Below are 25,332 nucleotides of genomic sequence, written 5' to 3'. Positions count from 1 at the left end.
TAGCCCCACTCGGGGGGTTCGGCCCGGCCGACTCACCGCGCCGCTTGGAGTTCACAGGCTGACTCGACGATCTCTCGTATAGTGGAAGCCAATGTCACCAAAAGTATCTGTGGTCGTGCCGGCCTACAACAACGAGGACTACATCGCGGCGACGATCGAATCGATCCTCGCCCAGTCGTTCACCGACTTCGAGCTGATCATCGCCGATCACTCGTCGACAGACGGCACCAAGGCCATCATCGAGAAGTACAGCTCCGACTCGCGCATCACGGTGCTCGACACCGAGGCAGGAGGCGGGGCCCTCCGCAACTGGAACCGCGTCACCGAGGCGGCGAGCGGGGAGTACCTGAAGCTCGTCTGCGGTGACGACATCCTGTACCCGCGCTCGCTCGAGGTGCAGGTCGCCGCCATCGAGGAGCACCCGGAGGTCACCCTCGTCGCGTCGACGAGGGACATCGTGGATGCCCGGGGCGTCGTCGTGGTTCCGCGCCGCGGCCTCGCGGGCATCACCGGAACCGTTCGCGGGGCGGAGGCCGTGCGTCGCACCGTGGTGGTGGGCAGCAACATCTTCGGCGAGCCGGCCTGCGTGCTGGTGCGCCGCGAGACACTCGTGAAGGTCGGCCTCTGGGATTCGCAGTTCCCCTACCTGATCGACGAGACCACGTATGCCCGGGTGCTGCTCGAGGGCGACTTCCGCGCCGTGGTGGAGCCGCTGGCGGCGTTCCGCATCAGTGACTCGCAGTGGAGCGTGCGGCTGGTGCATGAACAGTCGGCGCAGGCGGCGGGATTCCACCGCTGGCTCCGGGCGGAGCATCCGTCGGTCATCTCCGCGTTCGACGTCACGGTGGGCAACGCCCGCGCCTGGCTGATGGCGCGCATCCGACGCTTCGCCTACCTGTGGCTTCGCCGAAGGATGAACACGATCGATGAGTAGACGAGACACCGCGTGGGCCTGGCTCTCGAAGTCGGCTGTGCCGTGGTACCTGCTGACCGCCGGCGTCACCGCGTTCTTCACCTACTTCGCGCTCGACCTCAGCCGCGCGAAACTCGGTGTGCCGTGGCTGTACACCGGTGACGCCCTGGCCACCGCCGACCACTTCAAGACCACGCTCGAGCAGGGCTGGTACGAGCACAACCCGAATCTCGGGGCTCCGTGGGGCCAGAACTACAACGACTTCCCGGTGGCCGACAACCTGCACATGATCGCCGCGAAGGTTCTCGGCCTGTTCTCCGGCCACTGGCCCGTCGTTCTGAACATGTACTACTTCCTCGGCTTCATCCTCGCCGCCCTCGCGGCGTACTGGTTCTTCCGCGTCTGCCGCATGTGGCCACCGCTCGCCGTGGCGCTGTCGGTGCTGTACGCCCTCGCGCCGTACCACTTCATCCGCGGCGAATCGCACCTGTTCCTGGCGTCGTACTACTGCGTGCCGCTCGGGCTCGGACTGCTCATCTTCCTGCTGCGCGGCGAATCGCTCTGGACATCCCGCCCCTCCCGGTACCGCCTTCTCGGCTTCCTCACCGGCCGGGGGGCCTTCGCGGTGGTGGCCGTCGCACTGCTGGCGACCTCGTCGACCTATTACGGCGTCTTCTTCATCATCCTGCTGGTCTTCACCGCCGCCTTCGTGCTCGTGCGGGACCACAGCTGGCGAAGGTTCATGGGCGCAGCCGGCATCGGTGTCGTAACCGTCGTCGTGATGCTCATCAACATGGCCCCCGATGTAATCTTCGGCTGGGTCAACGGTCCGAACCCCGGCGGCTTCTTCCGAAACGCCGACGACTCCGAGGTCTACGCCCTCAAACTCTCGCAGCTGCTGCTGCCCTGGGCCGGCAATCGCATCACCGCCCTCAGCGACCTGCGGGCGTTCTACGACCGCACGTTCCCGCTGCCCTCCGAGCAGCCCGCACTGGGGCTCATCGGGGCTCTCGGCCTCGTCATCTCGCTGCTCGTGGTGGCCTACATGGTCATCGCGCACCGCCGCCGCACGGCCGGCGAGCCCACCGGGCCTGCCACGATCGCAGCCGGCCACGTCGAGACCATCCGCTACGTCTCGCTGCTCACCCTGGTCGCCTTCCTCTTCTCCACCATCGGCGGCCTGTCGACGCTCATCTCGTTCTTCACCACCGCGCTCCGCGGCTGGAACCGGATGTCGATCGTCATCGCCGCCCTCTGCCTCGTGGCCTTCGGGTTGGCGCTCCAGCTCCTACTCACGTGGGCGTTCCGGCGGCTGAAGTTCCCGAAGGTCGTCGCCTTCGTCACCGTCGGGGTCGTCTCCGTCGGCGTGCTCGGCGTCGGCTACTACGACCAGACCCCCGCCGTGGCCTCCGACTACCCCGGCATCACCGCGAGCTACACCGCGGACGAGACCTTCTTCTCCGCACTCCAGCAGGAGCTGCCGGCCGGCTCGGACGTGTTCCAGCTGCCGTACATCCCGTTCCCCGAGAACCTCGCGAGCAACGGGCTGGTCACCAGCGACGAGATCATCCCGTTCCTGCACACGACGACGCTGAACTGGAGCGCCGGCGGCATCAAGGGCCGGCCGCAGTCGGACTGGCCGTACGCCGTCTCCGAGCAGCCCGGGCCCCAGCTGGTGAAGCTCGCCGCCGCCTCCGGCATGTCGGGCATCCTGATCGACACCTGGGCTTTCGACGACAAGGGCGCGGCGCTGTCGGCCGAGCTGTCGGCGACCCTGGGAGCCCCCGAGTCGACCAGTTCCGACGGCCACTGGCAGTTCTTCGACCTGCGCTCCGAGCGGCGGGCGCTGGCCGCCGAGTACACGCCCGACCAGCTGGCCGAGATCGAGGCCCGAGTGACCGACCCCGTCGACCTCAGCCTGCTGCCGGGCTTCCGCCCCACGTCGACCTCCGACCTGACCGCGGGCGAGGCCGACACGGTCTCCCCGCGCTTCACGTTGCTGAACGATCGGCCGGATGCCCGTGCGGTGACCGTCTCGTTCACGCTGACCCTTCCCACAGCGCCCGGCGCGACCGCTGTCGTCTCCTTCCCCGACGGAAGCTCGCAGTCGGTCGTCGCGGGGCCGGACGGCGCCGTCGACGTCACCCAGTCCCTCACGGTGCAGCCGGGAGACCAGCCCGTCGAGGTGACGGTCGCCGCCGGGTCGGCTGCAGCGCCTCCCGTCGTGCGTCTCTCCGACCTCCGCATCGAGGAACAGGCGGTCGGGGCGTTGCTCGGCGACTGAGAGCGCAACGGTGATAAAGTCATCCACCGTGAGACACGAGACGGAATCCGGCGACCAGAAGCCACACGAGATCTCGATCGTCGTCCCCGTCTACCAGGGGGAGCGCACCCTTGCCGCGCTGATGGCCGAGATCGCCCCGCTCACGAGCGTGCAGGTCTCCCCGGCCGGCTACCCCTGGGTCGTGAAGGAGACCCTCCTCGTCTTCGACAACGGTCCGGATGACTCGGCCGCCGTCATCCGCGATCTCACCGTCGAGCATCCGTTCGTCCGTGCCGTCTGGCTCAGCAAGAACTCCGGCCAGCACGCCGCAACACTCGCTGGCATGGCCTCGGCCGGCAGCGAGTGGATCGTGACCCTCGACGAAGACGGGCAGCACGACCCCGCCGACATCCCCGTGCTGCTCGACACCGCTCTCACCGAGCAGGCCTCGGTCGTCTACGCCAAACCGGTCAACCCGCCGCCGCACGGCTGGCTTCGGAACACCGCCTCCGTGGGGGCGAAGATCGTGCTCAGCCGGCTCGCCGGGGGCGGCAACGCCAGCAGCTTCCAGAGCTTCCGCCTCATCCTCGGCAGTGTCGCGCGGAGCGTTGCGGCGTACTCGGGCTCGGGCGTCTACCTCGACATCGCCATGAGCTGGATCGCCGGCAAGGTCAGCACAGCCCCGGTCACCCTGCGGGCCGAGGGCGACCGCCCCTCCGGCTATTCCGCACGCCGGCTCTTCGGCCACTTCTGGCGCATGGTGCTCACCAGCGGCACCCGTGGCCTGCGCATCGTGAGCTTCCTCGGGGTGCTGTTCGCGGTCGTCGGCATCTTCGTGGCCGTCTACATCCTGCTCGCCAGGCTGACGACCTCCACCGTTCCCGATGGCTGGGCCTCGACGATCGTCGTGGTGCTGCTCGGCACGGGAGCGATCCTGTTCTCCCTCGGGGTGATCGCGGAGTACATCGGCATCAACGTGAACATGGCCATGGGAAAGCCGCCGTACCTCATCACGACGGATCCCGCGCTCGGCCCGCTGGGCCGGGCCCACCGGGCGGTAGCCACGGAGTCGCTGGGCCACGTGCGTCTCCCGGAATGACCCTCACCACCTGGATCGTCGGCTCGGGAGGCCTGCTCGGCCGAGCCCTCACCACCGCTGCCGGGGCGCGGGCCGACTGGCGGATCGTACCGTCGCCGTCGCTCGACTGGTCGGATCGGCAGGGCGTGAGCGAGACCAGCGCCGCGTTGCTGGATTCGTGGTTCGGCGCTCTGGCCGACGACCGGGGCGGCACCGACGGCTGGTGCCTCATCTGGGCGGCCGGCGCCGGCGTCATCGGAACCTCCCGGGAGCAGTTCGTGGCGGAGCTGGCCCAGTTCGAAGCAGTGCTCGACCTGGTCGCCTCGGCAGCCGCCGAGCACGGTGTCGCGTCCCGCGGGTCGGTGTTCCTCGCATCGTCGGCCGGCGGTCTCTACGGCGGCTCGGCAACCCCGCCCTACACCGAACAGACGCTGCCGGTGCCGTTGTCGCCCTACGGCGAGACGAAGCTGGCCATGGAGCGGGCCCTCGACGCCTTCCACGAGCGCAGCGGCACGGCCGTGCTGAAGGGCCGGATAGCCAACCTCTACGGGCCCGGCCAGAAGCTCAGCAAGATGCAGGGGCTGATCTCCGTTCTCGCCAAGGCGCAGTTCTCGCCCACTCCCGCGTCGATCTTCGTTCCCCTCGACACCGTGCGCGACTACATCTACGTCGACGACTGCGCCGAGCTCATCCTCGACGCCCTCGAACGGCTCGTCGCACTCGGCGCAGGCTCCGGATCGGGCCCCGGCGCACCAGCATCCACGCCCGCGCCCTCCCTGAACATCACCAAGATCCTCGCCAGCGGTGAGGCCGTGACCGTCGGCGCCCTGATCGGTCACTTCCAGTCGCTCACCCGGCGAAAGCCCCACATCATGCTGGGCAGCTCCCCCACCATCTCGATGCAGGCCCTCGACCTGCGGCTCCGCTCGGTGGTCTGGGCCGACCTCGACGAGCGGGAGCTCACCCCGCTTCCCGCAGGCATCCACGCGACGATGCTCGACATCCTGGGGAGCATCCAGAGGGGCTGAGCCTCAGGCGACCCGTTCGACCGGGTCGTCTGCTGCAGCCGGTACGGCCGGTGGGCCGTCGGCCCTGCTCGAGCGCACCGTGCGGGCCAGGCCGATCCCGAGCTGCACCGCGGCCACGAACGATCCCACGATCAGCGGGCTCGTCACGCGGAGGAGCGGATCGCTGAGGAGGAGCACCGGCACGACGGCCGCGACCGCACCGATCACCCAGGAGCGGATGACGAGCGTGTGCCGACCGAGCGCGAGCGACCCGTCAGACACGACGAGGGCGATCAGGAAGATGCCCACACCTCCCGAGACGAGGATGATGCCGAACGAGGAGAGCACCTTGCCCGCGAAGAACAGGTTCAGGATGAACGGGCCGAGCAGCAGCATCCCGAGCACCAGCACGATCGCCGCCGCCACCGCTGCACCGACCGCGACCAGCACCGTGCGGCTGGCCTGCCGGGTGTCGCCGTTCCGCCAGGCGCTGGCGACCCGCGGCAGGTAGAGGATCTGAAGCACCTGGTAGGCGAAGACCGGGATGCGCGCGATCGACAGGCAGACGAGGATCTCGCCTGTCAGGGCGATCGCGTCGGTGCCGCCGACCAGCTTCGCGATCAGTGGGCCGCTGTTGAGGATCAGCTGGATCGACAGGGCCGCGCCGATCAGCCGCGCCAGCCGGCCGAGGAACTGGCCGACGGGAAGCCGGTCGAGCCCCTTCCACGAGTGGCGGCGCCTGATGAAGGCGGGCAGCACGGAGACGAGGGTGGCGATCGGCACGACGAACGCGAAGGAGACCGCCCCGGCCATCCCGAGCGCGACGATGAGAACGGGGAGGCCGACCCGAAGCACACCCTCGACGGCGATGATCGCCGAGTACCGCGTCGTGAGGTGGCTGCCGGAGAGGAGGCCACGTGCGGGGAACTGCACGGCGTAGGCGAGGAACGACGCGATCAGGGCCAGCACGAGCCACGGGCTGCCGATGTACGACAGGCCCGCCGGGCTGAAGAGTGCGAGAGCGGCAAGCGAGGTGAACACGGCGACTCCGCCGCCCACCAGGAAGACCAGCCGCACCATCCCGCCGCGCGTGCCGTGCGTCGCGCCAGCGATCGAACGGGAGGTCTCCTGCTCCACCGGATAGAAGAATCCCAGGCCGATCGTGACGGTCATCGACCAGAAGACAGCGAAGTTCGCGTACTCGGCGTCGCTCGCGTCGCGCAGCAGCACCAGCAGCACATAGCTGCCGATTCCGGACATCACCGCGGCCAGGCCGACGATCGCCGTACGTGTGAGCGCAGCGCGCGAGGGGGCAGGCGGCACGGTAGAGTCCTCTAGGTGGTTGGCGGAACCGTAGACACGTTACCGTCATTCGTCTTCGAGAAAGGGCCATTCCCCATGCCTTCCAAAGCCCTGATAGCGGGCGGTGCCGGATTCGTCGGCTCCCACCTGACCGACAGGTTGCTCAGCGAGGGCTGGGAAGTCACTGTCGTCGACAACCTGATCACCGGTTTCGACAGCAACCTCGCGCACCTCGCAGAGCACCCCCGTCTGACCTTCCTCCATATGAAGGCCGAAGACGCCGGATCCATCGACGCGACGTTCGACCTCGTGCTGCACTTCGCCTCTCCCGCGTCGCCGCCCCGGTACCTCGCGCATCCGATCGAGACCATGCATGCCGGGTCGATCGTCACCGAGGCGCTGCTCCGCATCGCGGAGCGCGACGGAGCCCGCTTCATCCTCTCCTCCACCTCCGAGGTGTACGGCGACCCGTCGGTTCACCCGCAGACCGAGGAGTACTGGGGCAATGTCTCCTCGACAGGGCCCCGGAGCGTCTACGACGAGGCGAAGCGCTACGCCGAGGCGATCTCCTTCGCCTTCCACCGCACGCACGGTGTCGACATCGGCGTGGTGCGGCTGTTCAACACCTACGGTCCGCGGATGGACCCCGACGACGGCCGCGCGGTTCCCGCCTTCGTGAAGGCCGCTCTCTCCGGCGCCCCCATTCCGCTTCACGGCGACGGCCTCCAGACCCGGTCGCTCTGCTTCATCGACGATCAGGTCGACGGCATCCTGGCCCTGGCCGCGAGCCACGAGACGGGGCCGATCAACATCGGCAACCCGCACGAACAGAGCCTGCTCGAGATCGCCCAGCTGGTCATCCAGCTCACCGGCAGTTCCTCCACCATCGAATTCCACCCACGCCCTGTCGACGACCCGGAGCGTCGGCAACCCGACATCACCAAGGCCCAGGAACTCCTGTCCTGGAACCCGCGGGTCGATGTCGTGGAGGGCCTCACCCGAACCATCGACTGGTTCAGAACCCACGGGAACACCAAGTGAAACTCTCTGTGCTCATGCCTGTCTACAACGAGCAGGCGACCCTCCAGAAGGTGCTCGACAAGGTGCTCGCCATCGAATGGCAGGCCGACGTCGAGGTCGAATTCGTCATCGTGAACGATGGCAGCGTCGACCTGACCGCCTCGATCCTCGACGCCATCGACGATCAGCGCGTGACGGTCTTCCACCAGCCGCGGAACCAGGGCAAGGGCGCGGCGATCCGCAAGGCCGCTTCGCTCGCGACCGGTGACCACCTGATTATCTGCGACGCCGACGAGGAGTACAGGCCCTCCGAGATCCCCGGGCTCCTCCAGCCGATCCTCGACGGCGAGGCGAGGATCGTCTACGGCACCCGCACCTTCGGCAGCCACACCTCTTACTCCTACTGGTACGTCATCGGCAACCGCGGCGTGAACCTGTTCACGAACGTCATCTTCAACGCGTACGTCAGCGATGTGGAGACCTGCTACAAGCTCATGCCGACCGAGCTCTACCGGTCGTTGAAGATCACGTCGAACGGTTTCGGCATGGAGGCGGAGATCACCGGCAAGCTCCTGGCCCGCGGCTATCGCCCCTACGAGGTGCCGATCTCCTACAAGGCCCGCACGCGCGCCGAGGGCAAGAAGATCACCGCGTGGGACGGCGTCGAGGCGCTCTGGATCCTGCTCAAGATCCGCCTGAAGGAAGGCTCCCGCCGGCAGCCGCCGGTGACCCTGCCCTGAGCGCGCGAGGCGCCAGCCGGGCCGGGTGCCCGGCCGGTGCCCTGATGCCGGCCGGACGGCGCTACTGCGTCAGCAGGTTCTGCAGGTAGACGCCGTAGCCGCTCTTCATGAGCGGCTGCGCCAGGCGTGCCAGGTCACTGTCGGTGATCCAGCCGGCATTCCAGGCGACCTCCTCGATGCAGCCGATCTTGTAACCCTGCCGGTCTTCGACGACCCGCACGAACTCCGTGGCCTGCAACATCGACTCGAATGTGCCCGTGTCGAGCCACGCCGTGCTGCGGTCGAGCACCTGCACGCGGAGGGTTCCCGCGTCGAGGTAGTGGGCGTTGACCGCCGTGATCTCGAGCTCGCCGCGGGCGCTCGGGCGGATGGAACGCGCGACCTCCACGATGGTGTTGTCGTAGAAGTAGAGCCCGGGCACAGCGAAGTTGGACTTCGGATGCTCGGGCTTCTCCTCGATCGACACCGCGACGTTGTCGTCGTCGAACTCGACCACGCCGTACGCCCGGGGGTTCGACACGTGCGCCGCGAAGACGAGGGCACCGTCGACGTCGGTGTGCTCGCGCATCGACTCGCCGAACCCCTGTCCGTGGAAGATGTTGTCGCCGAGCACGAGCGCCACGCTCTCGTCCCCGATGAACTCCTCGCCTATGAGGAATGCCTGCGCGAGGCCGTCGGGGGATTCCTGCACCGCGTATTCGAGGCGGATTCCGAGTTCGGAGCCGTCGCCGAGCAGCGACCGGAACTGGTCGGAGTACTCCGGCGTCGTGATGATCAGGATCTCCCGGATGCCGGCGAGCATCAGTGTCGAGAGGGGGTAGTAGATCATCGGTTTGTCGTAGATCGGCATGAGCTGCTTGCTGATGCCGCGGGTGATCGGCCAGAGCCGGGTACCCGAACCGCCCGCCAGGATGATGCCGCGCATCAGGCGTCCGCCCTGCCGAGCGACGCGTAGTGCGCCCTCGCATCGTCGTAGCTGGTCAGGAGGCCGCTCGCCAGCGCCTCGGCCAGCGACGGCGCCTGGAGATCCTTCGGCGAGAGCACCGGCTCCCCGGCCTCGGGCGGGAATGCCAGGGCGAGGTCGGGGTCGAGGGGGTTGATCGCGTGCTCCTTCAGGGCGTTGAACGTGTCGGTCACCAGGTAGCTCACTGTGGCGTCATCCGTCAGCGCCACGAAGGCGTGCCCCAGCCCCTCGGCGATATAGACCGAACGGTGATGCTCGGAATCGAGCAGCACCGCATCCCAGCGTCCGAACGTCGGCGAACCCACGCGCAAGTCGATCACGTAGTCGAGCACTGCGCCGTGCGTCGCCGTGACGAACTTGGCCTGGCCGAGCGGCACGTCGGCGAAGTGGATGCCGCGCACCACGCCCTTGCGCGAGACGGACACATTCGCCTGCCGGAGGGTGAGCGGGTGACCGATCGTCTCCTCCAGTCGATCGAAGCGGTACCACTCGAAGAACAGCCCACGGTCGTCGGCGTGTTGCACGGGGGTTATCTCGTAGGAATCGGGGATGCTGAGCTCTCGAATCTGCACCTTGGAATTCTAACGGCGAGCCGCTGCCATAGAATGCCGACGTGAAGATACTCGTAACCGGCGGTGCTGGATTCATCGGCTCGAACTTCGTTCGACGCGTCCTCAAAGACAGCTATCCGGGGTTGGAGGGTGCGGAGGTCGTCGTTCTCGACGCCCTGACGTACTCGGGAAACCTCGAGAACCTGGCGTCGGTGAGCGACTCCCCGCGCTATTCGTTCGTGCAGGGCGATATCCGCGACGCAGACCTCCTCGACCGGCTGTTCCCCGGCATCGACGCCGTCGTGCACTTCGCCGCAGAGTCGCACGTCGACCGCTCCGTCGACAACGCCTCGATCTTCGTGGAGACCAACGTGCTCGGCACGCAGCAGCTGCTGGATGCCGGGCTCCGCAGCGGCCTGGCGCGCTTCGTGCACGTCTCGACCGACGAGGTCTACGGCACCATCCCCGAGGGCTCCTGGCCCGAGACGAACATCCTCGAACCGAACTCCCCGTACTCGGCCTCGAAGGCCGGCAGTGACCTGCTCGTACGGTCCTACTACCGCACACACGGCATGAACGTGTCGATCACGCGGTGCTCGAACAACTACGGGCCCTTCCACTTTCCCGAGAAGGTCATCCCGCTCTTCGTCACGAACCTCATCGACGGCAAGCACGTTCCGCTCTACGGCACCGGTGAGAACATCCGCGACTGGCTGCACGTCGACGACCACACCCGCGCCATCGCGATGGTGCTGGTGGGCGGCCGCCCGGGCGAGATCTACAACATCGGCGGCGGAACGGAGCTCTCGAACGTCGAGCTGACGAACCTGCTGCTCGAGGCGACCGGCACCGACTGGTCGTACGTCGACCATGTCGAAGACCGCAAGGGCCACGACCTCCGCTACTCGGTGGACTGCTCGAAGATCTCCCGGGAGCTCGGCTACGAGCCGCTCATCCCGTTCGAGCAGGGCCTCGGTGACGTCGTCGCCTGGTACCGCAACAACCGCGCCTGGTGGGAACCGCTGAAGGCCCGCGCCGCACTCGCTCGATGAGCGGGACCGCGCCGGAAGCCGCAACCGCAGCGGCAGCAGCAGCCGCGTCGGCAACCGCAACCGCAGCCGCGTCGGCAACCGCACCGGCAGCCGCGCCGGCCCCCGCTGGGCCGCGCTACCTCATCACCGGGGCGAGCGGGATGCTCGGCCTCGACCTGCAGGCCGCGCTCGCCGCTCGCGGGGCCGACGTGACAGCGCTCGGTCGCGCCGATCTCGATGTGACCGACGCCGTCGCCGTGCTCCGCGCGGTGGCCGGCCACGATGTGGTGTTCAACCTGGCCGCGTACACCAGGGTAGACGACGCGGAGGAGTTCGAGCACGAGGCGTTCGACGTCAACGCGATCGGCGCCGGCAACGCCGCCGCTGCAGCCCGCGCGAGCGGAGCCACGATCATCCACGTGTCGACCGACTACGTATTCGACGGGTCGGCCACCTCGCCCTACCCGGAAGACGCTCCCTACAGCCCGCTCTCGGCGTACGGTCGCACCAAGGCCGAAGGCGAGCGGAGGGTGCTCCACGAGCATCCGTCGGGCGGCTACGTGGTGCGCACGGCGTGGCTCTACGGCAGCAGCGGCTCGAACTTCCCGAAGACAATGCTGAAGCTGATCGCCGGGCGCGACACGGTGAGCGTGGTGACAGACCAGTTCGGCCAGCCGACCTGGACGGTGGATGTCGCAGCCCACCTGCTTCGCCTCGCAGACGCTGCGCAGTCCGGGGTGCGTTCCCATGCCGAACCGGGCATATACCACGCCACGAACTCCGGCGAGACATCGTGGTTCGCTTTCACACAGGCTCTGTTCGGGGAACTCGGAATCGACCCTGATAAGGTTCAGCCGACAGACAGTTCGCAGTTTGTTCGCCCCGCCCCGCGGCCCGCGTATTCCGTACTCGGGCACGACGCGTGGTCCCGAGCGGGGATCGAACCCATGCGGAGTTGGGGTGAGGCGCTGCACGCTGCAGCGGTTTCGGGAACTTTTGGAGACACATGGCAACGCTTCGGGTCGTCGTCGACCAGATCCTGAGCCCCGTTCCCGGTGGCATCGGCCGCTACACCGAAGAGCTCACCCGGGAACTCATCACGACGGCACCGAGGGACTGCTTCGTCGAGGCCATCGTAGCCGCGCATCCACCCGCCTCGGTCGACGAGCTGAAGACCCGTTTGCCCGGTCTCACGGGTGTCACGCGCACCTCGCTCGGCCGTCGCGAGCTCTCCGCGGCCTGGCAGCACGGCATGCTCACCGGCCAGAGTCGCGGCATGGTGCACGCGACCTCCCTGCTCGCCCCGCTCACCAAACACGATCAACTGCACCAGCCCGGCGACCAGATCGCCGTCACGATCCACGATGTGGTTCCGTGGACGCATCCGCAGACCCTCACCTCCCATGGCGTGGCCTGGCACAAGGCGATGGCGAAGCGCGCGCGCAAGTACGCCGACGCGGTCGTCGTGCCCACCCACGCCGTCGCCCAGGAACTCGCCCGCTACGTGAACTTCGGCGAGCGCGTGCGGGTCATCGGCGGTGCCGTGAGTTCTTCCCTGCGCGTGCCGGCCGACGCGGATGCCCATGCGGCAGCCCTCGGACTGCCCGACTCCTACGTGCTGGCAGTTGGCACCCTCGAGCCGCGGAAGGGCCTCGCCTCCCTCATCGCGGCCCTCGCCAGGGACGACGCTCCGGATCTGCCGCTCGTGATTGCGGGCCCGAAGGGCTGGGGCGACCTGGATGTCGAAGCCGTCGCCGCCTCGGCGGGGCTGGCCGCGAACCGGTTGCACATCCTCGGCTTCGTGAGCGACGAAGACCTCGCACTCGTCATCTCGCGGGCCACGGTCTTCGTGTACCCGAGCATGGCTGAGGGCTTCGGCCTGCCGATCATCGAGGCGCTGCACTTCGGCACCCCGGTCATCCACACCGACGTGCCCGCCCTGCTCGAGGTCGCCGACGACGCGAGCATCGTCGTGCCACGGGATGACGCGGCGGGCCTCCCTGCCCGCCTTGCCGAGGCGATCAGCCGCGTGGTGACCGACGACGCCCTCGCCCGGCGCCTCCGCATCGTCGGACTCGACCGCGCCCGCGCCTACAGCTGGCGCGACTCCGCCGAGAAGGTCTGGCAGCTGCACGCCGACCTCTGACCGGCTCCTCTCTCTCGCCCGGCTCTGCCCGGCCCCGTTCACGTCATCGACTGGGGAGTTGCAGTCGCCATCCGGCGCCCGGAGCGACGGAAACTCCCGAGTCGATCGATGCGGGGTGGGTGAGGGGGCGGGACTGGAGCGCGGTGCCGGCCGAGGGCAGCGGGTCCGCGGGGGGCTGTCGTTCTCGCTGTCGATTGTCGCTTCCGCGCGTGCGCGCGCAGGCGCGGAAGCGACAAACGTGAGCTGAGGCGTAGCGGAGTGAGGGCGGAGGCGTCCGGCGCGAGGCTACAGGCGGGACTGGAGGGCGGCGTTCTTCTGCTCGACGGTGGCCGTGAGGGTGGCGCGGTAGGCGTCGAGGCGCTCGACGAGGGTTGCGGCTCCGCCGGACGCGCTCGACGGGACGGCCGCGAGGATCTGCACCGCGAGGAGGCCCGCGTTCGTGGCCCCGCCGATCGACACTGTGGCGACGGGGATGCCGGCGGGCATCTGCACGATCGAGAGCAGCGAATCCATTCCGTCGAGCCGCGCCAGCGGCACCGGCACGCCGATCACGGGCAGGGTCGTGACGGCCGCGAGCATGCCGGGCAGGTGCGCCGCGCCCCCGGCTCCGGCGATGATCACCCGAAGCCCGCGCACCCGCGCCGTGCGTCCGTAGTCGATCATCTTCTCGGGCGTGCGGTGGGCCGAGACCACCTGCACCTCGTGCGCGATGCCGAACTCCTTCAGCACGGCGACGGCGCCTTCCATGACCGAGAAGTCGGAGTCCGACCCCATGACGACGCCGACGACGGGCTGTTCACTGCTCATGCTCCCAGCCTACCGAGCCGCGCCGGCAGCGCCCCACCGCCGCCACCGCGCCCCCAGGGCCGCCACCGGGCCGATCCCGTGCGCTCAGGCCGCATCGTAGGCGCGGCGGAGCGCCGCGAAGACCTCGTCGTCGAGCTCTGCGGCGCAGGCGAGCCGCACCCGCAGGGTCACCATCGAGTTCCACGAGCCGGATGCCTCGAACCGGCCGCCCGCCTCCTCGCCCTTCAGCTTCAACCCGAGATCGAACCGGCGGGCCGTGAACTGGGCGACAGCGAACTTCTTCGTGCCGCGCAACAGGCTCACATACGTGTCGGTCGCAGCCGTGGATGTCTGGGCCCCGCTCGTTTCGAGCCGGGCGACCAGTGCGTCGAACACCGGCCGCCAGTGCGCCTTGGTGCCCGCAAAGACCTTTTCCAGACGCTCGTCGCCACTCGGGCGGGGAGCCAGCGAATCCCGCAGCACCGAGTAGATCGCCATGCCGTGGCCGGGGCCGAGCCCGTAGTCCTCGGCCAGCCACGCCTGCACGACATTGGCCTTCGCGAACGGGTCGAGCAGCCCCTTCGCGCGGGCCTCGGCCACGAAGTCGTCAGGACCCTTGCCCGTCTTCTCCCGGATCGTGTCGATGTACGCCTGGAACGTCATGCTGAGACTCCTGTCGCCTGCGGCAACCGTTACAGCGGGATGTTGCCGTGCTTCTTCGCCGGCAGCGACGCCCGCTTCGTGCGGAGCGCCCGCAGGCCCTTCACGATCGCGACCCGGGTGGCCGCAGGCTCGATCACGCCGTCGAGCTCGCCGCGCTCCGCCGCCAGGAACGGCGATGCCACGTTGTAGGTGTACTCGTTCGCGAGCTTGGTTCGCACCGCCGCGACATCCTCGCCCGCATCCTCGGCACGCTTGATCTCACCGCGGTACAGGATGTTCACCGCACCCTGCCCGCCCATCACGGCGATCTCGGCCGTGGGCCAGGCGAGGTTGAGGTCGGCGCCGAGCTGCTTCGAGCCCATCACGATGTAGGCCCCGCCGTACGCCTTCCGCACGATCACGGTGATCAGCGGCACGGTCGCCTCGGCGTAGGCGTAGAGCAGCTTCGCGCCGCGGCGGATGACGCCCGTCCACTCCTGGTCGGTTCCGGGGAGGTATCCGGGAACGTCTACCAGCGTCACGATCGGGATCGAGAACGCGTCGCAGAAGCGCACGAACCGGGCCGCCTTCTCGCCGGCCTCGATGTTCAGTGTGCCCGCCATCGCGTTCGGCTGGTTCGCGATGATGCCAACCGAGCGGCCCTCGACCCGGGCGAACCCGATCAGGATGTTCGGCGCATACAGCGGCTGAACCTCGAGGAAGTCCGCGTTGTCGACGATGTGCTCGATGATCGTGTGCATGTCGTACGGCTGGTTCGGGCTGTCCGGGATGATCGTGTTCAGCTTGTGGTCGGCATCCGTGATCTCGAGCTCCGCGAGGTGCTCGTACACCGGCAGCTCGGCCAGGTTGTTGTCGGGCAGGAATCCGAGCAGCGTGCGCACGTAGTCGAGCGCGTCGTCCTCGTCGCTCGCGAGGTAGTGCGAGACGCCCGAGATGGTGTTGTGCGTCAGGGCGCCGCCGAGCTCCTCCATGCCGACGTCCTCGCCGGTGACGGTCTTGATCACGTCGGGGCCGGTGACGAACATCTGGCTGGTCTTGTCGACCATGATCACGAAGTCGGTGAGGGCGGGCGAGTACACGGCGCCGCCCGCGGCCGGGCCCATGATGATCGAGATCTGCGGGATGACGCCCGATGCCTGGGTGTTGCGCCGGAAGATCTCGCCGTACTTGCCGAGCGCCACGACACCCTCCTGGATGCGCGCGCCACCCGAGTCGAGCATCCCGATGATCGGCACACCGGTCTTCAGCGCGAGATCCATCACCTTGATGATCTTCTCGCCGGCGACCTCGCCGAGCGACCCGCCGAAGATGGTGAAGTCCTGTGCGTAGACGGCGACCTGCCGGCCGTGGATCGTGCCGGTGCCGGTGACGACGGCGTCACCGTAGGGGCGTTTCTTCTCCATACCGAAGGCGTGCGTACGGTGGCGCACGAACTCGTCGAGCTCGACGAACGAACCGTGGTCGAGCAACTGTTCGATCCGCTCGCGCGCCGTCTTCTTGCCTTTGGCATGCTGTTTGGCAATGGCGGCCTCGCCAGACTGCGTCACGGCCTCGTGGTAGCGGTTCTTGAGGTCGACCAGTTTGCCGGCAGTGGTGTACATGTCGGGCCCTGAAGTTGTTTCATCACTCACAGAAGTTCACTCTACCGGCCAACGCTTTGGGCGAGCCGTTGACGAATTCCTCCATATTCTCCCGGTGTTGCCAGAGGTTTCCCTGCCCCGAGCGCCCTAGGGTCGAAGTATGGATGCTCCCCTCAGTCGCGCGCTGGTCCCCCGCCTCGACTGGCTGGCCGAGGCTGGCTCGACCAATTCGGTGCTGGTCGCCGCTGCGGGCGGTGCGGATGCCAGGGCCTACCCCGACCTCTCCGTGGTCGTCACCGACAACCAGACCGAGGGTCGCGGGCGGCTTGGCCGCGTGTGGACGGCCCCGCCCGGCACGTCCCTCGCGATCTCGGTGCTGCTCCGCCCCGAGCTGGCCTCCGGGGGTTCACTGCCTCCGTCATCGCTCGGTTGGATTCCGCTCCTCGGCGGCGCCGCCATGGCCCGCGCCGTGAACCTCCTGCTGGCGCGCGCGGGGGTGAGCGCCGGCGCGGGAGCCGCGGTGGTGGATGGCCCGCGCGCGGTCGTCAAGTGGCCGAACGACGTGCTCATCGACGGTCGGAAGGTGTGCGGTGTGCTGTCGGAGCTGCTGCCGGGGGCCGCGGGCGTGGTTGTCGGCGCGGGGGTCAACCTCTTTCTCACGGAGGAGCAACTGCCCGTGCCCACCGCGACCTCGATCGCTCTCGCCGCGGGAATCGGTGCCGGGGCCTCGACGACGGCCTTCACGGGCGACGACTTGATGTCGGCCTATCTCGCGGAGCTGATCCGCCTCTACCGTTCCCTCACCGCCGCGAACGGGGATGCTGCGGGCAGCGGTATCGGCGCAGTGGTCGCCTCGCGCTGCGGCACCCTCGGCCAGCCCGTGCGGGTCGAACTCCCGGGCAGCGTCTTCGAGACCGGCCTCGCCACCGCCCTCGACGTCAACGGACGCCTCATCGTGAAGCGCGACGACGGATCCGGCGACCTCGTCGTCTCCGCCGGCGACGTGACCCACCTGAGGTACTGACCCCCGTGCGCCGGAAGGAACCGCCAGGCTCGGCAGGGCTGGAACCCCCGCAGCCCTCATGGCCGGAAGACCGGTGGCAGGCGGAGCCTCCAGCCGACTTCACGGCGGTGCTGCGCCCAGAGCCTCCGCCCGAACGGGTTGTTGCGAGGTACCGCAGGCACGGCAGGGCTCTGTTCTGGCCGTCACTCGCACTTATCGCCCTCGCGGGGGCGTGCGGCTACTTCCTCGGCCGTTTCTCCGAGGAGTGGCAGAACCTCGGAGCGCTTGGGGCGGCGATCCTGCTGGCGCTGCTCTTCTGGCTGCTGCCGACTCTCCGCTGGCTCACCGGGCGCACCACTGTCACCACGAGGCGGGTGATCAGGGTACATGGGCTCCTGGCACGCGAACGGCAGGAGGTCTCGCTGCTCCGCGGGCACGATGTCACGGTACGCCGGCACGGACTGCAGGCTCTGTTCCGGTCGGGGGATGTGACGATCCACTCAGGGTCCGAACATCCACTGGTCGCACTCGACCTGCCCGACGCCGCCCTGGTCGCTCGCGCGCTCACCGAACTCGGCGACGACGCCCACGGGCTCGGCTGAGGGGCAGCGACTGAGCTACGACTGCTGAGCTATGACTGCTGAGCTACGACGGCTCAGCTACGACGGCTCAGCTGTTGACGAGGGTCTTCTCCTGCTCGGCAGCGGCGAGCGCCGCCAGGTTCTGCATGCCATCGCTCCGTTGTTCGCCATACACCCAGTAGCGGTACAGCACGAAACGGAAGGCCGTGCCGAGGGCGAGACCCACGACGTTCGCCGCGATGTTGGTGGCGAGCACACTCGTCTGGCCGAGCACATGGTGAGTGAACCAGATGCACGCTTCGGCGATGATGAGACCGCCGATCGAGACGAGGGCGTACTCGACAAGCTCCAGTCCGACGTTCTTCCGACGGTTCTCGCGGAAGGTCCAGTACCGGTTGCCGATCCAGTTGAAGACGATGGCGACAGAGGTGCTGATGAGCTTCGCGCCGATCGCGGTCGCGAAGAAGTGGCCGGTGCCGAACGCCCCGAGGAACAGCAGGTTGAAGAGCCCTACGTCGATGAGGAAGCCGGCGAAACCGACGACGCCGAACTTGACGGCGTAGGTGAGGAAGCCGCTCCAGGCGCGCTCGACCAGTCTTTTCAACCCGTTCAAACCGTGTGCTTTCCCGCGGCGCCCTGTCAGGAATGCGAACGGCCCGCTGTTTTTCGATGATTGTCTCTGGCTAACAACTATAGGTGATGCCCTCTCGGAAACCCGGTACTCTGTGTCACCTCCCGCCACGTGCACAGCTTCAGTACAGTGGACTGGTGACTGTGCGCGTAGGAGTGATCGGTGGGGGCCAGCTGGCCAGAATGATGATCCCGGCGGCGGTGAATCTCGGCCTCGAACTCGACGTTCTCGCGGAAACAGAGGGCTCGTCGGCCCGGTTGGCGGCCACGGAGGTGGGCGACTACCGCGATGCTGCGACCGTTCTGCGGTTCGCAGAGTCCGTCGACGTCGTCACTTTCGACCACGAGCACGTTCCTGAGCAGATTCTCAGACAACTCGTCGCAGCGGGCCATTCTGTGCAGCCCGGCCCGGATGCGCTGCGCTTCGCGCAGGACAAACTCCAGATGCGCAGGCGCCTCGGCGAACTCGGCGTACCGATGCCCGACTGGGCAGAGGTGCGGAGTGAAGACGAACTCGCCCAGTTCATCGCCGACCACGGCGGCGAGGCCGTCATCAAGACGGCGCGCGGTGGATACGACGGCAAGGGCGTCCGCCTCGTCGCTGATGCAGCCGAGGCCGCCGACTGGTTCACCGCGCTGAGCGAAGACGGCCGCGGGGGCGCGCTCCTCGCCGAGGAACGCGTCGACTTCCGCCGCGAGCTCGCCCAGCTCGTCGCGCGCCGCCCGTCGGGGCAGACCGCCCTCTGGCCTGTCGTCGAGACGGTGCAGCGCCGCGGTGTCTGCAGCGAAGTGTTCGCCCCGGCACCGGGCGCGAGTGCGCGAGTGGTGGAGAGCGCCGCATCCATCGCCACCCTCATCTCCACCGAGCTCGGCGTGACCGGCGTGCTCGCCGTCGAGCTGTTCGAGACGACGGATGACCGGCTCCTGGTGAACGAACTCGCGATGCGCCCCCACAACAGTGGGCACTGGTCGATCGACGGAAGCGTCACCAGCCAGTTCGAGCAGCACCTCCGCGCGGTGCTCGACCTGCCACTCGGCGACACGAGCACCCGCGCACCGGTCACCGTCATGGTGAACGTGCTCGGCGGGCCGGTCACCGGCACGCTCGAAGACGCGTACCCGCACGCCCTCGCCGACCAGCCGTCGGCGAAGATCCACAACTACGGCAAGGAGCCGCGGCCCGGCCGGAAGGTCGGCCACGTCACGGTGACGGGCGACGACCTCGACACGGCCGTGTTCCAGGCCAGGGCGGCAGCGGCCCTGCTGGGTGCCGACCTCGGCGACGGGATTCGCTCGTGAGCGACCCGCAGCCGGGTGGCGCGGCTCCCGACACGGGGCTCGCCCCGGAATCCGCCGGCAACCCGCCCGTCGTCGTGACGACCGGCAACGCCACCCCGGCCGAGATCGCGGCCGTGTCGGCCGTGGTGAGCGGGCTTCTCGCCGAGGAGGGTGAAGCACGCCGCACGGAGGAGCCCGCCGGGACGACGGCCTGGCAGCGGAGCCAGCGCGCGCTCCGGAGCCAGCTGGAACCGGGGCCCGGTCGCTGGAACGGCTGAGCCGCCCCCGGTCGTTCACCGGCCGTCCATCCGTTGTCCCCCATGCTTGTCCCCCAAAGTGCCGACTAGGCAGGAAGACGCCACCGCGGCACTATTACAAGTGCTTGGTGTTTCTCTTACGAGTTTCACCGCCAGCGCTCGCCGTTCAGGGTAAGTAGGCGAGTGTCTGGGGGCGAGCCGATGTTGTATTCGGGTTACGACAGCGGTTCGGAATCTGCTGGGGGTTGGCGTTTCGCCGGCCCCCAGTATTCCTGTCCGGCGCCGGGGGGCGCATGGTTGGATGGCGGGACGTCGCAGCGTCCCTTCCATCACCTCTCTCGTCCGTCCTTTGGGATCTCGAGCCACTCCGCCACCTCGTCGCCGTCACCATCGCTGCCGAGCACTGCCGCAACCGGGTCGTCGCCCACCCGGAGCCCCACGATCGTCACTGCCGCCGTCGTGCTATCGACACCGGTTCGCACGATGAGTCGGTCTGCCCGTGAACGGGAGATCTGGTTGGCGAGCCGGGAGTGGATGCGTTCCCTCGCCCGCGCCGAGAGATCTTCGAGCCCCCCGTCGTCGAGCAGGGTCACCTCGATGCCGCGTCGCCTCGCCGCGAGCACCTCCGTTCGCACATCTTCGTTCAGCAGGTGCCGACCCCGGATCTCGTCACGGATCGCCCCCTCCAGGTGCAGACACTCCCGGCGGTCCTCGGCGCTGATCACGCCGTCGAGGTCGACGATGTGGTGGAGCATGGGGCCCGCCACGCGGTTCATGTTGTCGAGGCGGTGGCGGCCTTCCGTCAGCTGGGCCTCCTGTGTCGCGTGCCAGGCGGCAGCGTCGAGTTCGGCCCGGGCGAACAGGGTCGTGTCACGGGATGCCCGGCTCAGCGCGTGGGTGAGTGCGTGGGCCACACCGACCCAGACAGCGCTCCCGATCCACCCGGTGGTCGTCAGCCGCAGGGGATCCGACCAGGCCAGGATCGAGACGCCGAGCACGACGATCCCGATCCAGCCGAACAGGGCACGGCGACGAACGGTGACGATGGTCATCAGCGTTCCCACGGCCGCGACGGACCATGTCGCATACCCGTTGGTGACCTCGCCGTCGAGCTGGGAGAGCACCAGCACCGTGATCAGGATGCCGACGACCAGGCAGAGCACCGCCATCCACCTCGGCATCACAGCTGAGCCCGTCGGCCAGAGACTGAGCGCGGTGACGCCGGCGTAGAGCACCATCGCGGCCACGACCGGCCACGGTGACGCCGGCGTGCCGATCGAGTACACGGCGAGCACCAGGTGGTACGCGGAGAAGAGGGCGGCCAGCGAGAGCACGATGATGCGGGCGGGAAGGATCACGTCGACGGCTCCCATTCGATCACGATGGAGGTTCCCCCGCCCGGCACCGAGAGAACCCGCACCCGTCCCCCCACGGTGTGCATCCTCTCCCGGATGGAGACGCGGAGGCCGAGGCGGGCGGCCGGCACCACGGAGCCGTCGAAACCGCGACCGGTGTCCGAGATCTGCACGGTCAGGCCCGACGAGACGTCGCTGTCGAGAACGACCGTGCGGATGACGTTGTCGGCGTCGTCCCCAGCGTGCTGGAGGCTGTTGATCAGGGCCTGCTGGGCTGCGGTGAAGACCGCTTCGGCCACCACACCCGGCACGTGGGCGTCGTCGAGGCGCATGACCTGGAAGCCGATCCGCGGGCTCAGCAGTCGCGCCGCGTCGGCAAGCCGCTCCGAGAGCTGGGCCACCGGCACGTCGACGCCCACATCGAACGCGACGGGCGCGGATTGCAGTGTCTCCAGGGCGGCCTGGCTCATCTGCACGGCCGCACGCCGCTGGGCGGGGGTCTCCGCTCGCGCCGCCTCGATGAGGGTGCTCAGCACCGTGTCGTGTACCAGGGCATCCACCTTCGCCCGTTCGAGCTCGGCCGCATGGTTGCGGGCGGCGCGGGTGTACTGCTCCATCGCGGTCCCCTGCGCAGCATCGACCCGGTCGGCTGCAGCGCGGATCGCCGTGATCGTCGCCAGCGCAAATGCACCGATCAGCACGACGTAGAAACCGTCGAGCAACGCCAGGGCGACGGGAGCCGATCCGCCTGCCGGCTGGGTGCGGATGAACACGTAGACCGCAGTGACATCCACCATGAAGAGGGCGGCCCAGCGCGGTGAGAAGACGATGTCGGCGAAGATCATCGCGATCGTGATCAGATACCAGAGCCAGGGCTGGTCGGCGAGCTCCGAGGCTCCCCGCAGCAGGCCGGCCGGCCACAGAGCGAGCGCGATCGTGTAGACGACCGTGAAGATGCCCATGGCGATGTGGGTCGGGTTCGTCTTCGCCCCGTTCACCGCTGCGGTGACGAGGATGACAAGAAGAAGGCCGAAGAGCACGACGGCGATGCTTATCGCGAAGGGGAGGCTCAGGTACTGCGACGACACTCCGACGGCGGGAAGCGTCTGCACCGCGAAGAGTAGCGCGAAGACCGCTGCCGCCCGGGCCAGGATGGACTCGACCCGCGCACGGCTGATCGCACCGCGGAGGAGAACCGGGGCCTTCGGCGCGGCGGGTGCCTCCCTAACGACCGACATTGCTCACATCGTCGATGGCGAGGATCCCGTCTTCGACCGCCCGCCTCAGAAGGTCGACCTTCGTCGGGGCCGGACGCCCGACCTCGACGTACTTCGCCCGCACCCTGTCGAGGTACTCCCGTGCGGTCGACGGGGCGATGCCGAGTTGCGCGGCGACGGCCTTGAGCGGCAGCCCCGACGCGTAGAGGTGCAGCACGTGCTGCTCCCTCGGGCCGAGCTGGGCCTTGGCGAACTCCCGGTCGGCGTCGATGGCGCTCGCCCACTCGAGATTGTTCAGAACCTCGCCCCGCGCGACGCTAGCAATGGCGGCCATCACGATCTTCGTCGCGCTGGTCTTCGGGATCACGCCCGCCGCACCGGCGGCGAGCGCCTCGCGGATGCTCCCCGTGCGGTCGGCGATGCTGTGCACCAGCACGGCGGCCCCGGCGGCCCGGGCGCGCAAAACGTTGTCGGTGACGCTGGAGCCGTCGCCGAGGCTCAGGTCCATCACGACCACGTTTACCCGGGTTCCGGCGAGGCTGCCGAGGAGGGCATCCATCGTCGCGCCGGAGCCGACGACGTCGTAGCCCTCGTCGAGGCAGGCGGCCCGGATGCCGAGCAGCACCGACTCGTGATCGTCGACGATTCCGACCAGAACGGGCGCCGCTGGATCACTCACCGTGCCCCACCCCTCGTCGCCATCGTCTGCTGCCCGTGTTTCCTGCAATCGTAGGGGAACCCAGCGCCGAAGGCCCCCGCCCCACCGCTCATGACGCTGGCGTCAGCACGGCGAGTGCCTCGACGTGGTGCGTGTGCGGGAACAGGTCGAACGCCCGCAGACTGCGGAGCTCGTACCCGCCCGCCGTGAGCTGTGCGAGATCCCGAGAGAAGGCGACAGGGTCGCAGGCCACATAGACCAACTGGGCCGGCCGCACCTGCAACAGGCTCTGCACGACCGCCTTGCCGGCGCCGGCACGCGGGGGGTCGAGCACCACGGAGGCCCGGCTGAAGCCCGCCCGGTCGGCCGATGAGGCGTTCTTCAGGCGATCCGTGAGATAACGCTCGACGCGCGCGGTGACCGCCGTCGCCTTCGGCAGGTCGCGCAGGTTGAATTCGGCGTTCGCGGTGGCACGGCGGTCGCTCTCGACAGTCTCCACCCGGGTCGAGGTTCCCGGCCGATGTGCCAGAGCGGCCGCCAACAGCCCCACCCCGCCGTAGAGGTCGAGGTTCGGGGCGTCGGCGTCGAACAGCTCCTCGAACAGCTGGTCGCGGACTCCCGCACTGAGCGTCTGGGCAGCTCCGTGGTGCACCTGCCAGAAGCCGAGCTCCTCCAGCCGGAACTCCCGGTCGCCGACCCGCTCGATGATCGGGGTTCCTTCCCCCGCGGTGCGGCCCTCCGCCCGCACGACGACCCGCGCGCCGCGGCGCCCGTCGCTGATCACGTCGACGCGCTCGGCGCCGAGCAGCCGCTCATCCAGCGGCGAGGCGTACTCCACGGCAGCGGTCGCCAGAGGCAGGGTGTCGACCGCGATGACCCGGTGGGAGCGCGCGGCGTAGGGCCCGACGATGCCGTCGTCATCGACGTGCAGGCTCACGCGGGTGCGCCAGCCGAGGCCGTTCGCCGCGTCGTCGCCGTCGATCGCTTCCACCTCGACGCCGCGAGCCGGGTGGTCGTCGGCGAGCTTGCCGAAGCGGCCGAGCGAGTCGACCAGCACCTGGCGCTTCAGCTCCCGTTGCCACGGCAGGGCGATGTGGCCGAACTCGGCTCCGCCGGCGCGCCTCGCCGGGTCGCGATCGAGCGCGGCATCGGCCCAGATGTGCGGACGACGGTGCGGCGAGGCCTCGAGCACCTCGAGGGTCTCTGCCCGCCAGAACGAGGAGTGGTCGTCGCTGGAGATGCGTGCCCGCACCCGCTCGCCGGGAAGACTGTCGGCCACGAAGACCACCCGGCCGTCGAGCCGTGCAACGGAGACCCCGCCGTGGGCCACGTTCGTGACGTCGAGTTCGACGTCGGCGCTGTGCTTGTCTGTCATGCATCAAGCGTCACACAGATGACACTGGCCGGTCGCTGGCCTGCGGCATCCTGTGCAGAACTCGACGAGGTACGCCCCTGTGGAGGAGCGGCCACGAGGCCAGGGCACCTGTCGCTAGGCTCGATCCATGCGGCTCTACCTCGCCTCGACTTCGCCCGCCCGGCTCGCCCTCCTCCGCCAGATCGGCATCGAACCGGTCATTCTGCCCTCACACGTCGACGAGGAGGCCGCGGTGCTGGCCGCCGAGGAGGCCTCGGGACGCCCGCTGGAAGCAGAGGAGCTCGTGCTGCTGCTTGCGCGGCTGAAGGCCGAGGCCGTACTGGGCGCGACCCCCGGCGGAGAACCGATCGACGGCTTCGTGCTGGGCGGGGACTCGGCCTTCGAGTTCGACGGCGTGATCTACGGCAAGCCGCACCTGCCCGATGTCGCACGCGACCGCTGGCGACGGCAGCGCGGACGCTCCGGCGTGCTGCACAGCGGGCACTGGATGATCGACCACCGACTCTCCGGCGATCTGTCGCTGTGCACAGCGGCCCCAGCGGCCCAAGATGCCCCGGTAGTGACGGCGGCCCCGGCGGTCGCGGCGGCCCCGGCGGCCATCGCGCCCGTCCCCGGCCGGGGCGCCGTCACCAGCGCCACCGTCGAGTTCGCCACCGACATCACCGACGCCGAGATCGACGCCTACGTCGCCTCCGGGGAGCCACTCGAGGTCGCCGGGGCCTTCACCATCGACGGCATGGCCGCCCCGTTCATCCGGAGCATCAGCGGCGCACCGTCGACGGTGATCGGGATGTCGCTGCCGACCCTTCGCGACCTGCTGGCTCAGTTCGACACCAGCATCACAGAACTCTGGAACGCCCCGCCGGCACCTTCGTTGTAGATGTTCGCGTCGTTCGATCCCGCATTTTTGTAGGCACGTGCCAAAGGGGTAGCC

At 68.6% G+C, this 25,332-nt stretch carries 25 protein-coding genes; 14 read left to right on the top strand and 11 right to left on the bottom strand.

All coding sequences use genetic code 11. From position 1 onward, the window contains the following. The first annotated feature begins 91 nt into the window (after positions 1 to 91). From B7R22_RS03410 to B7R22_RS03395, 4 genes are read left to right on the top strand one after another with little or no spacing between them, the layout of a single operon-like run. A complete protein-coding gene (locus B7R22_RS03410) occupies positions 92 to 934 on the top strand; it encodes a glycosyltransferase (protein WP_116410399.1) in 843 nt (280 codons plus the stop codon). Continuing rightward, positions 927 to 3,197, top strand: coding sequence for a hypothetical protein (locus tag B7R22_RS03405; RefSeq protein WP_116410398.1), 2,271 nt, complete (start codon positions 927 to 929; stop codon positions 3,195 to 3,197). Before B7R22_RS03410 ends, B7R22_RS03405 begins: the two co-directional genes overlap by 8 nt. A 28-nt stretch (positions 3,198 to 3,225) precedes the next feature. Continuing rightward, positions 3,226 to 4,275: a glycosyltransferase gene (locus B7R22_RS03400; protein WP_253258853.1), complete on the top strand. Its 1,050-nt coding sequence runs from the start codon at positions 3,226 to 3,228 to the stop codon at positions 4,273 to 4,275. Beyond that, positions 4,272 to 5,282, top strand: a complete 1,011-nt coding sequence (locus tag B7R22_RS03395; RefSeq protein WP_116410397.1) for an NAD-dependent epimerase/dehydratase family protein — start codon at positions 4,272 to 4,274, stop codon at positions 5,280 to 5,282. Before B7R22_RS03400 ends, B7R22_RS03395 begins: the two co-directional genes overlap by 4 nt. A gap of 3 nt (positions 5,283 to 5,285) precedes the next feature. Here the strand turns inward: B7R22_RS03395 and B7R22_RS03390 are convergent, their stop codons facing one another. After that, positions 5,286 to 6,584: a hypothetical protein gene (locus tag B7R22_RS03390; protein WP_116410396.1), complete on the bottom strand. Its 1,299-nt coding sequence runs from the start codon at positions 6,582 to 6,584 to the stop codon at positions 5,286 to 5,288. Between the two features lie 75 nt (positions 6,585 to 6,659). On the opposite strand from B7R22_RS03390, the gene B7R22_RS03385 reads away from it, so the two are divergent. Beyond that, positions 6,660 to 7,604: a UDP-glucuronic acid decarboxylase family protein gene (locus tag B7R22_RS03385; RefSeq protein WP_116410395.1), complete on the top strand. Its 945-nt coding sequence runs from the start codon at positions 6,660 to 6,662 to the stop codon at positions 7,602 to 7,604. A 14-nt stretch (positions 7,605 to 7,618) separates the two neighbouring features. Next, on the top strand, positions 7,619 to 8,323 hold the full coding sequence (locus B7R22_RS03380) for a glycosyltransferase family 2 protein (RefSeq protein ID WP_216363378.1): 705 nt from the start codon (positions 7,619 to 7,621) through the stop codon (positions 8,321 to 8,323). A 61-nt stretch (positions 8,324 to 8,384) separates the two neighbouring features. Here the strand turns inward: B7R22_RS03380 and rfbA are convergent, their stop codons facing one another. Together rfbA and B7R22_RS03370 are read right to left on the bottom strand one after the other, a co-directional pair. Next, positions 8,385 to 9,248 (bottom strand): glucose-1-phosphate thymidylyltransferase RfbA, encoded by an 864-nt coding sequence (gene rfbA / locus B7R22_RS03375; protein WP_116410393.1) that lies wholly within the window; start codon positions 9,246 to 9,248, stop codon positions 8,385 to 8,387. After that, positions 9,248 to 9,859 carry a dTDP-4-dehydrorhamnose 3,5-epimerase family protein gene (locus B7R22_RS03370; protein WP_116410392.1) on the bottom strand — a complete coding sequence of 204 codons (612 nt, stop codon included), beginning with the start codon at positions 9,857 to 9,859 and terminating at the stop codon, positions 9,248 to 9,250. Before B7R22_RS03370 ends, rfbA begins: the two co-directional genes overlap by 1 nt. A gap of 41 nt (positions 9,860 to 9,900) precedes the next feature. Between B7R22_RS03370 and rfbB the strand changes: the two genes are divergently transcribed. The 3 genes from rfbB to B7R22_RS03355 are packed head-to-tail and all read left to right on the top strand — an operon-like array spanning position 9,901 to position 13,015. Continuing rightward, positions 9,901 to 10,890 (top strand): dTDP-glucose 4,6-dehydratase, encoded by a 990-nt coding sequence (rfbB, locus tag B7R22_RS03365; RefSeq protein ID WP_116410391.1) that lies wholly within the window; start codon positions 9,901 to 9,903, stop codon positions 10,888 to 10,890. Continuing rightward, entirely contained in the window at positions 10,887 to 11,912 is a 1,026-nt protein-coding gene (gene rfbD, locus B7R22_RS03360; protein ID WP_116410390.1) for a dTDP-4-dehydrorhamnose reductase, read from the top strand. Before rfbB ends, rfbD begins: the two co-directional genes overlap by 4 nt. Next, positions 11,876 to 13,015 carry a glycosyltransferase family 4 protein gene (locus tag B7R22_RS03355; RefSeq protein ID WP_116410389.1) on the top strand — a complete coding sequence of 380 codons (1,140 nt, stop codon included), beginning with the start codon at positions 11,876 to 11,878 and terminating at the stop codon, positions 13,013 to 13,015. The genes rfbD and B7R22_RS03355 overlap by 37 nt, the downstream gene beginning before the upstream one ends. A gap of 285 nt (positions 13,016 to 13,300) precedes the next feature. Here the strand turns inward: B7R22_RS03355 and purE are convergent, their stop codons facing one another. From purE to B7R22_RS03340, 3 genes are all read right to left on the bottom strand, one after another. Next, on the bottom strand, positions 13,301 to 13,822 hold the full coding sequence (gene purE, locus B7R22_RS03350; RefSeq protein WP_116410388.1) for a 5-(carboxyamino)imidazole ribonucleotide mutase: 522 nt from the start codon (positions 13,820 to 13,822) through the stop codon (positions 13,301 to 13,303). Between the two features lie 84 nt (positions 13,823 to 13,906). Further along, complete coding sequence (locus B7R22_RS03345; RefSeq protein ID WP_116410387.1) at positions 13,907 to 14,464, bottom strand: DUF4287 domain-containing protein; 558 nt, start codon at positions 14,462 to 14,464, stop codon at positions 13,907 to 13,909. 29 nt (positions 14,465 to 14,493) lie between these two features. Next, a complete protein-coding gene (locus tag B7R22_RS03340) occupies positions 14,494 to 16,065 on the bottom strand; it encodes an acyl-CoA carboxylase subunit beta (RefSeq protein WP_116410386.1) in 1,572 nt (523 codons plus the stop codon). Between the two features lie 139 nt (positions 16,066 to 16,204). Between B7R22_RS03340 and B7R22_RS03335 the strand changes: the two genes are divergently transcribed. Together B7R22_RS03335 and B7R22_RS03330 are read left to right on the top strand one after the other, a co-directional pair. Continuing rightward, positions 16,205 to 17,068, top strand: a complete 864-nt coding sequence (locus B7R22_RS03335) for a biotin--[acetyl-CoA-carboxylase] ligase (protein WP_116410385.1) — start codon at positions 16,205 to 16,207, stop codon at positions 17,066 to 17,068. A 107-nt stretch (positions 17,069 to 17,175) separates the two neighbouring features. After that, entirely contained in the window at positions 17,176 to 17,649 is a 474-nt protein-coding gene (locus B7R22_RS03330; protein ID WP_172582179.1) for a PH domain-containing protein, read from the top strand. Positions 17,650 to 17,716: 67 nt separating this feature from the next. Here B7R22_RS03330 and B7R22_RS03325 read toward each other — a convergent pair whose 3' ends face one another. Continuing rightward, positions 17,717 to 18,241, bottom strand: a complete 525-nt coding sequence (locus B7R22_RS03325; protein ID WP_172582178.1) for a GtrA family protein — start codon at positions 18,239 to 18,241, stop codon at positions 17,717 to 17,719. A gap of 155 nt (positions 18,242 to 18,396) precedes the next feature. On the opposite strand from B7R22_RS03325, the gene B7R22_RS03320 reads away from it, so the two are divergent. Beyond that, the gene (locus B7R22_RS03320; RefSeq protein ID WP_253258852.1) at positions 18,397 to 19,557 is read left to right on the top strand and encodes a 5-(carboxyamino)imidazole ribonucleotide synthase; all 1,161 of its coding nucleotides are present in this window, start codon (positions 18,397 to 18,399) and stop codon (positions 19,555 to 19,557) included. Further along, the gene (locus tag B7R22_RS03315; RefSeq protein ID WP_253258851.1) at positions 19,554 to 19,814 is read left to right on the top strand and encodes an acyl-CoA carboxylase subunit epsilon; all 261 of its coding nucleotides are present in this window, start codon (positions 19,554 to 19,556) and stop codon (positions 19,812 to 19,814) included. The genes B7R22_RS03320 and B7R22_RS03315 overlap by 4 nt, the downstream gene beginning before the upstream one ends. 308 nt (positions 19,815 to 20,122) lie before the next feature. Here the strand turns inward: B7R22_RS03315 and B7R22_RS03310 are convergent, their stop codons facing one another. The 4 genes from B7R22_RS03310 to B7R22_RS03295 all read right to left on the bottom strand — a co-directional run bounded on the left by B7R22_RS03310 (position 20,123) and on the right by B7R22_RS03295 (position 24,398). Then, entirely contained in the window at positions 20,123 to 21,166 is a 1,044-nt protein-coding gene (locus tag B7R22_RS03310; protein WP_253258850.1) for a hypothetical protein, read from the bottom strand. Beyond that, entirely contained in the window at positions 21,148 to 22,386 is a 1,239-nt protein-coding gene (locus B7R22_RS03305; protein ID WP_116410382.1) for a sensor histidine kinase, read from the bottom strand. The genes B7R22_RS03310 and B7R22_RS03305 overlap by 19 nt, the downstream gene beginning before the upstream one ends. Beyond that, positions 22,373 to 23,044: a response regulator gene (locus B7R22_RS03300; RefSeq protein WP_116410381.1), complete on the bottom strand. Its 672-nt coding sequence runs from the start codon at positions 23,042 to 23,044 to the stop codon at positions 22,373 to 22,375. Before B7R22_RS03300 ends, B7R22_RS03305 begins: the two co-directional genes overlap by 14 nt. Before the next feature lie 88 nt (positions 23,045 to 23,132). After that, entirely contained in the window at positions 23,133 to 24,398 is a 1,266-nt protein-coding gene (locus tag B7R22_RS03295) for a class I SAM-dependent RNA methyltransferase (protein WP_116410380.1), read from the bottom strand. Between the two features lie 127 nt (positions 24,399 to 24,525). Here B7R22_RS03295 and B7R22_RS03290 point away from each other — a divergent pair, with 127 nt between their 5' ends. Further along, entirely contained in the window at positions 24,526 to 25,278 is a 753-nt protein-coding gene (locus B7R22_RS03290; protein WP_116410379.1) for a Maf family protein, read from the top strand. The last annotated feature ends 54 nt before the right edge of the window (positions 25,279 to 25,332 follow it).

This window comes from Subtercola boreus (assembly GCF_003399635.1).
Taxonomy (GTDB): domain Bacteria; phylum Actinomycetota; class Actinomycetes; order Actinomycetales; family Microbacteriaceae; genus Subtercola; species Subtercola boreus_B.
Note: the sequence above shows the minus strand (reverse complement) of the source record. Positions and strands in the feature narration are given on the sequence as shown.